The organism is Bifidobacterium sp. B4111 (assembly GCF_026537235.1).
In the GTDB taxonomy this organism is placed as follows: domain Bacteria; phylum Actinomycetota; class Actinomycetes; order Actinomycetales; family Bifidobacteriaceae; genus Bombiscardovia.
In genome coordinates this window covers 103,782-110,495 of sequence record NZ_JAFNMO010000006.1, presented here as the reverse complement: position 1 = coordinate 110,495, position 6,714 = coordinate 103,782, and the positions used below count along the sequence as shown (strand labels likewise).

Genomic DNA, 6,714 nt, shown 5'->3' with positions numbered 1-6,714 from the left:
CACACCGCATACACCACCGGCACCACAAACACCACCACAAACACCACCGCAAACGGCCCCATAAACAACCAACCACGCCAACGAGCAGCCGTCCGCGGACGCTGTGGCACCGATGCCGTATGACCGCTTGCGCTTACAACTCCCGTACCCATATCTTGACCCTTTTCAACAAACTCAAAACACCAACGCGGTTGGCCGTCTCTCGACAGAAATGTTTACATACAGACAAGCATTTCTGTCGAGAACGGCAAAATATTGTGTACGTATGCTAATGGCTATTTAACTGTGAAGCCCTGCTGACTTGCATATTTTTTCAAGCTATTCTGCCAATCGGTAATTGCTTGCTTAAAGGTAGATTGTCCATAATAAGCCTTAGAAGCATAGTCGCCATAGATGCTGCTTGCATAAACATTAAACAGTATATTCTTGAAATTAGGATCGACATCTTTTGCTGCCTGCGACAATACTTCGTTGAACTTTTGCCCACCAAAGTACTCAACAGCCTTGCCGTCGCCTCCCTTGACGGATGTTGAATCCAAGAACTGCTTGTCCGCCAAAGTTTTGGTATCCGCAGGGAATGCCCCAGCTCCAACACGCAATTTAATAGCTTCACGGTCGTGAGAGGCATATTCTACGAATTTGTAGGCGGCATCAGCCTTGGAAGTCTTATCAATCACAGCCAGTACCGACCCACCATTTTCAGAATTATGCTTATCACCTTCATGCAGCACAGGCATGGGAGCAACTCTCCATTTACCAGCGGCCTGCGGCGCCGAGGAGAGCAAATTCGGCGGCATCCAAGCCCCGATCAAAAGCGCCGCAGTAGAGCCATCTCCTAAGCTTCTATTCCATTCATCCGACCATACGGACAGCTTTTTGTTGACCAGATTTTCATCAGACATACGCTGCCAAAACTCCAAAAACCGCTGAGTCCCTTTATCAGTGGACAAATTAATCGTTATATTTTGCCCATCTTTTGAATAATCATATGGATGACCACCAAAGGCCCATATCATGGATTTGAAGAATCCAGCATCGCCAGAATCAGCCTCAATGTATGATCCAGCAGCCTTTACTTTCTTGGCTGCCTCATAATACTCGTCCCAGGTCTTCGGTGGTTCGTTCACGCCGGCCCTGTCAAAAACTTCCTTGTTGTAAAACATAGCCATGGGGCCAGAGTCCATCGGCAGCCCGTAAATACCACCATTAATGGCCGATGAAGCCCATGTTCCTTTTGTATAGTCATTCTTGAAATTGCTGGGAACATACTTACTGATATCTTTGACGATATGCTTAATCTGGAACTCGGGAAGATCTTCATAGCTGAATTGGGCTACATCAGGCAAACCCGAGCCAGCCTCCGAGGCATTATTCAATGCCTTGTACTGATCATTGCCAACCCCAACATTGACTAATTTGACTTTAATATTGGGATACTTGGCCTCAAACGGCTTTATTACAGTTTGATATGTCTTTTCCCAAGCCCAAACGGTAATTTCCGTAGGCCCTTCGGCATTTGACTTTCCTCCGGATTGAGAGCCGCCGCACGCAGCCAAACCCAATACCGACAACACAACTGTTCCACTCGTCAGTATCTTTTTTACCGATATCATTGTTCCTCCCGCAATCCAGCGGCAATCACATGACGCTTATATGAACGACATCACTTTTGACTTCACGAGGTAACTTCAACATCAACGTTGATTTGACGTTAAACCACACTTTAGCACTTGCCTGCTAATACGCAACTACGTCATCCGATTGAAACCACACTAAACAGCACACCTCATTAATGAGAACAAAGCCGATACAAGACACTAGCTTTCTATACAGAACAAACAGAGAATAACTAACCAATACCGTATTCTTTTAGCGGCAATCCAACAAAGGTATGCGTTATTTAGGCTGTCAACCTCTGAAGCCAGTCGCTCCAAGAAAACTCCTTGTCCTTAATTACAACGTTTGACTAAGTTGACTAAAAAAGCAGACTTCCCGGCACACATAGGAATCTAGGGGGGGGGGGGGGGTAAACGACCTTGTGGACGTAGATAAGTCTGAAGACACTCAATATTTTCATATGGACCTGTGCCGGTATGATCTGATTGCGTTTTTCAACAAATCGGTCTTCTAAAAGTCTAAAAGACTGCGCTAAGCAAGATAGTGGCCAGCGCAAGGCTGATTCCCGTATCTTGCCCTTCGATCATCAGGCGTGAATAATAGATTGCAAAAGCTGCCGAGGAAATGCCATCGTACATACTCGTACGTAAGCGATAGCGCCTAGTGCCAGATAGGATTCGAGATATAGGAAGGGGAACGATGGCTCAAACAGTACGTGTCAATGTTCCTCGCACCATTCTCGATTGGGTCATGTCCATAGGCGCCGAAGACCAACTAAGCGAGGGCCAACGTCAGAATATTAATGCTTGGAGACAGGGCACCAAACGCCCTACTGTCTCACAGCTGCATACCGTCAGCAACCAGTTGCGCGTGCCATTTGGTTATTTCTTCATGGATGAGCCCATTGATGATACGCCGCCTGTCTATGCCAAACGCACTATTGGCAGTCAGCAGTCACAAGGACATCCTTCCCGAGATCTTGTGGACACCATTGGCCAGATGACTGCCATTCAGGACTGGGCGAGACAAGACCGTATCGATAATGAAGGAACCCAACTGAAACAGGTGGGTTCCCGGACCATCAACGATGACAGCAACCTTATCGCAGAGGATATTCGTCAAGCTCTGAAGATTGATGAGCATTGGTATCGCAAATCCGGCCTGCATGACTCGGCTAAGGCTTTCAAACTGCTGCGCGAACGCGCTGAGGGCACCGGGATTCTCATCATGCAGAACGGAGTAGTCGGCAACAATACCAGTAGACCACTCGACCCCAAAGAATTTCGTGCTTTTGCGCTCATCGACCCATACGCCCCATTGATATTCATCAACAGGACCGACGAACCCGAAACCGCTCGCCTCTTCTCCCTGGTGCATGAGCTGGCACATGTTTGGCTGGGAGCAGATGAGTTATACAATGACACCGCCCTACCCACCGGAGTCACCAGGCTTGAACAGGTCTGCAATGAGGTAGGGGCAGCCATATTGCTGCCAGACGAAGACTTCCTGGAAACGTGGCAGAGCATTCCGGACGACACCACATTGGACGAACGGATGAAAAAGCTGAAGGCATGCTTCCCTGTTTCCCACACCACTTTGGCCCTTCATGCCCTGAAGCATAAGCTGATCAGCCAGGAAACCTTCCAGAAATGCAACCAGGCCGCCCAAACCTGGTCAAAAGGAACTGAAAATCAGCAGCACTCCGGAGGAGACTATTATAAAAACAAACTAAGCAGATTCGATTCTCGCTTTCTGGAAAGGATGGCGAGCAGCGTAGCCGAGAACAGAACCACATATCTGGATGCTTATCGTCTCACTGGCACCAATGGTGATACTTTCTCCAAACTCATGAAGAGAGCCATCTCATGACGCAGCCACTCCTTATGAATCCGCTTTTTCTTATCGATGCAAACTGCCTGATTGAGCCCTACAACCGGTACTACAACCCTCAGTTCACTCTATCTGCACCGTTCTGGCAGCATCTACATAATTTGGTTAACTCGGGCCGAGTGGCAATCATCGACAAAGTTCGCGACGAGGTATACGGTCACAACTGCCCAGAAGTCGATACCTGGTTGGACGCCATAAACAGCTTACTGGTCATCTGCGAGGAAGAGGATGGCATTATACAAGCATATAGCGCAGTGCTCAATCAGGTCGCCAGACCTGAAAATGGATACAAATCCACAGCATTTCGTGAATGGGCTAACAAACAAATTGCCGACCCCTGGTTGATCGCTACGGCGAAATTTTACGGTGCCACTATCGTCACTTTCGAGCAAACCCAAGCTGAATCAGATCGCCCGTGGAAGCGTCCCAAGATTCCGACCGTCGCCTCCCAGCTTTCGATCAGCACCGAAAACCTATTCACCTTCATGCAGAACGATGGAGGCTTCTGAAGATTCAGACTGCAAAGCCTGTTTCATTTTCTCTCTCGCCTTCATCTCCAGACGCACCACCGCCTAGAGTAGATGTAAGGAAGCATCGCAGCATCAAGGTACCAAAGGAGCGGCCATCATGAGACCAATGTCGGACTACGTCAAGGATTTGCAGCACTCGGGCATGATCGCCCACGATCTGGACGAGACCATCGACTTCTACACCAACAAACTCGGGTTCGAGCTGGTCGGCATCTACCCCAACGGGGAGAACCGCTGCGCCTTCCTGCGCCTGGGCCACTTGACCATCGAGACCTGGGAGGGCGAACCTGCGCCCATGCGCACCGGAGCCATCAACCACTGGGCTCTGGACACGCCGGACATCGACGCCGCTTACGAGCACGCCCTGGAGATGGGGCTGAACATCAGGGAGGACTCCATCCAGTCCATCCCCACCTTCTGGCAGCGCGGAATCCGCTACTTCAACGTCATCGGCCCCAACCAGGAAACCATCGAGTTCTGCCAGATTCTCTGAATGCCCGCTGCAAGCGGGCGCAACCGCAGCCACGAAGGTCTGGGCCCTGCCCCGTACGAACAATCCCATGCCAGCAATGAGGCCCATTTGCTGATCTCCCTGCAACGGAGCCAGCTGCTCATGCCGACTATCGGGAAAGTCGCTGTAGCCGGCGGCCTGCGCACCGTTTATGGCATCTTCGAAGAAGAGGGAGGGTGCCTCAAGTCCTGATCGGCCTCTCGCCGCATCGGTGGACCTGGCTCCGTCCAAGACCTGGCTCTACTATGAAAGAGCGTATCCAACGATGGGTACCACAAATGAAAGGGGTTTCCATGACGAACATCAACATGGTCACAGTAGCCGGCGGTGGGGTGCTAGGCAGCCAGATCGCCTATCAATCGGCCTTCAAGGGCAAGAAGGTAACGGTCTACGACATCAACGACGAGGCTGTGGCGGCCGCCGAGGAGCGCGTCCGAAACCTCCGCGACCTCTATAAGAGGGACATCAATGCCACTGACGAGCAGTTCGATGCGGGTCTGAACAATCTGAGCTACAGCTCTGACCTGGCTGAAGCAGTCAAGGACGCCGACCTGGTCATCGAGGCCATCCCCGAGAAACCCTCCATCAAACATGATTTCTATCGGAGCCTGGCCAAGGCGGCCCCCGAGAAGACCATCTTCGCCAGCAACTCCTCCACCTACGTGCCCAGCACCTTCGCGGAGGACACCGGCCGATCAGACAAATTCCTGAACATGCACTTCGCCAACCAGATCTGGCGCATGAACACCGCTGAAATCATGGGCACCAAGCAGACCGACCCCAAGGTCTTCGACCTGATCGTGGACTACGCCAAGGAAATCGGCATGGTCCCCATCGTTCTGAAGAAAGAACAGCCCGGATACGTCCTGAACACCCTTCTCATCCCCTTGCTCAACGCCGCCGCATATCTCTGGGGCCACGACATCGCAGACCCGCAGACCGTGGACAAGACCTGGATGATCGGAACAGGCGCCCCCATGGGGCCCTTTGCCATCTTTGACGTCGTTGGGCTGCGGACCGCTCTCAATATCACCAAAGAGCAGCAGGGCGACAACCCCGATTACAAGCCCTTCATGGAGAAGATCCAGAAGATGATGGACGAGGGCAGGAACGGCAAGGATTCCGGGCAGGGCTTCTACACCTATCCTGATCCCGCCTTTGACAGGCCTGACTTCCTGAAGGCCTGACAGTAGGCTCTTTCTAAGGACAAAGGATCCGGCCGTCTTAGGGACCACGCCATAATCGACGGGTCTGCAGGATGGTCGGGTCCTCTTCGCTTTTAAGCCATGACGATGATTTCCGCTATGCACAATGCGTAATCTGGAGCTCCAATTCAGCCAACAGACCGTACCCGTCGACCTACTGCACGGTTCCACGACTAAAATGAGACTCTGTCAAAATGCATCTCGAGCCTCTCAAAAATTTCGTGGAACACTTCGTGAGATTCCAGTTAATCAGCGCACTCTGTTAAGAGTGTCCCGAATATGTTGAAGAGTGGGCAGATCTACACGGTCCTTGGCTGTAGCTTCTTGAATTTCATTAATGGCCTGGGAATAGAAGAGGCCAGTCGTAGCATCTGGCACCAGCGGCAGGGATTCGACCTTACGCTGGATTTGGTTGCTGATATCGCTCGCCTCCTTGTCATTCGGATCCAAACATGAATCGAGGAAGAGCACCTGAGATTTCAGTTGCGCCCGATTGGCGACCTTCTCTTCTCTGATGGCCTGCTGGCGAACCGTATGCACGTTGGCTGTAATGTTGCCGACCCATAGGGAGATGACCACTATGGTGAGCAAAACTTCGACCAGGAGGGGGATGAAAAAACCATTGGGCAATATGTGCCGCAAGGCAAGACTCCCAGACCACCAGGGGGCGTTCCAAGCTGAGAAGTAGAAAATTGCGATGATGCCTTGAATCAGATAACCGACAGCGGGAAACACCACATTCTCAGCTATCAGCCGGTAATAAAGGCTCTCGCTTCTCGAAGCGGCACCGTCATCGCTACGCGACTGAGCCACCCAGCACAGGATGGTGAACACCACCAAGAAGAACATCACAATCCACTGAGCGGGAGGTGCAAAGCCATAGGTGCCAATTTCGGCCATGAAAGCCGCACAACCTATGAGCGTCAGGACCGTTGTAAAAATCGAAACCAGATACTTCATT

At 51.3% G+C, this 6,714-nt stretch carries 7 protein-coding genes; 5 read left to right on the top strand and 2 right to left on the bottom strand.

Annotated elements, in window-relative coordinates:
• Window positions 1-275: 275 nt before the first annotated feature.
• Window positions 276-1,613, bottom strand: coding sequence for an ABC transporter substrate-binding protein (locus J3T93_RS09220; protein ID WP_267400809.1), 1,338 nt, complete (start codon window positions 1,611-1,613; stop codon window positions 276-278).
• Between the two features lie 703 nt (window positions 1,614-2,316).
• On the opposite strand from J3T93_RS09220, the gene J3T93_RS09215 reads away from it, so the two are divergent.
• The 5 genes from J3T93_RS09215 to J3T93_RS09195 all read left to right on the top strand — a co-directional run bounded on the left by J3T93_RS09215 (window position 2,317) and on the right by J3T93_RS09195 (window position 5,735).
• Window positions 2,317-3,486, top strand: coding sequence for an ImmA/IrrE family metallo-endopeptidase (locus tag J3T93_RS09215; RefSeq protein WP_267431423.1), 1,170 nt, complete (start codon window positions 2,317-2,319; stop codon window positions 3,484-3,486).
• Entirely contained in the window at window positions 3,483-4,016 is a 534-nt protein-coding gene (locus J3T93_RS09210; RefSeq protein WP_220236504.1) for a DUF4411 family protein, read from the top strand. Before J3T93_RS09215 ends, J3T93_RS09210 begins: the two co-directional genes overlap by 4 nt.
• Window positions 4,017-4,134: 118 nt before the next feature.
• A complete protein-coding gene (locus tag J3T93_RS09205; RefSeq protein ID WP_416378850.1) occupies window positions 4,135-4,530 on the top strand; it encodes a VOC family protein in 396 nt (131 codons plus the stop codon).
• Window positions 4,531-4,740: a hypothetical protein gene (locus J3T93_RS09200; RefSeq protein WP_267431422.1), complete on the top strand. Its 210-nt coding sequence runs from the start codon at window positions 4,531-4,533 to the stop codon at window positions 4,738-4,740.
• Window positions 4,741-4,793: 53 nt separating this feature from the next.
• Window positions 4,794-5,735, top strand: a complete 942-nt coding sequence (locus J3T93_RS09195) for a 3-hydroxyacyl-CoA dehydrogenase (protein WP_324123873.1) — start codon at window positions 4,794-4,796, stop codon at window positions 5,733-5,735.
• Window positions 5,736-6,002: 267 nt separating this feature from the next.
• On the opposite strand, the gene J3T93_RS09190 is transcribed toward J3T93_RS09195, so the two are convergent.
• Window positions 6,003-6,713, bottom strand: a complete 711-nt coding sequence (locus J3T93_RS09190; RefSeq protein WP_220236507.1) for a hypothetical protein — start codon at window positions 6,711-6,713, stop codon at window positions 6,003-6,005.
• Window position 6,714 lies beyond the last annotated feature (1 nt).

Bases quoted from the DNA above. Each gene is read 5' to 3' on its own strand.
- J3T93_RS09220 (WP_267400809.1), bottom strand. From the start codon at position 1,613: ATGATATCGGTAAAAAAGATACTGACGAGTGGAACAGTTGTGTTGTCG.
- J3T93_RS09200 (WP_267431422.1), top strand. From the start codon at position 4,531: ATGCCCGCTGCAAGCGGGCGCAACCGCAGCCACGAAGGTCTGGGCCCT.
- J3T93_RS09195 (WP_324123873.1), top strand. From the start codon at position 4,794: ATGAAAGAGCGTATCCAACGATGGGTACCACAAATGAAAGGGGTTTCC.
- J3T93_RS09215 (WP_267431423.1), top strand. From the start codon at position 2,317: ATGGCTCAAACAGTACGTGTCAATGTTCCTCGCACCATTCTCGATTGG.
- J3T93_RS09190 (WP_220236507.1), bottom strand. From the start codon at position 6,713: ATGAAGTATCTGGTTTCGATTTTTACAACGGTCCTGACGCTCATAGGT.
- J3T93_RS09210 (WP_220236504.1), top strand. From the start codon at position 3,483: ATGACGCAGCCACTCCTTATGAATCCGCTTTTTCTTATCGATGCAAAC.
- J3T93_RS09205 (WP_416378850.1), top strand. From the start codon at position 4,135: ATGAGACCAATGTCGGACTACGTCAAGGATTTGCAGCACTCGGGCATG.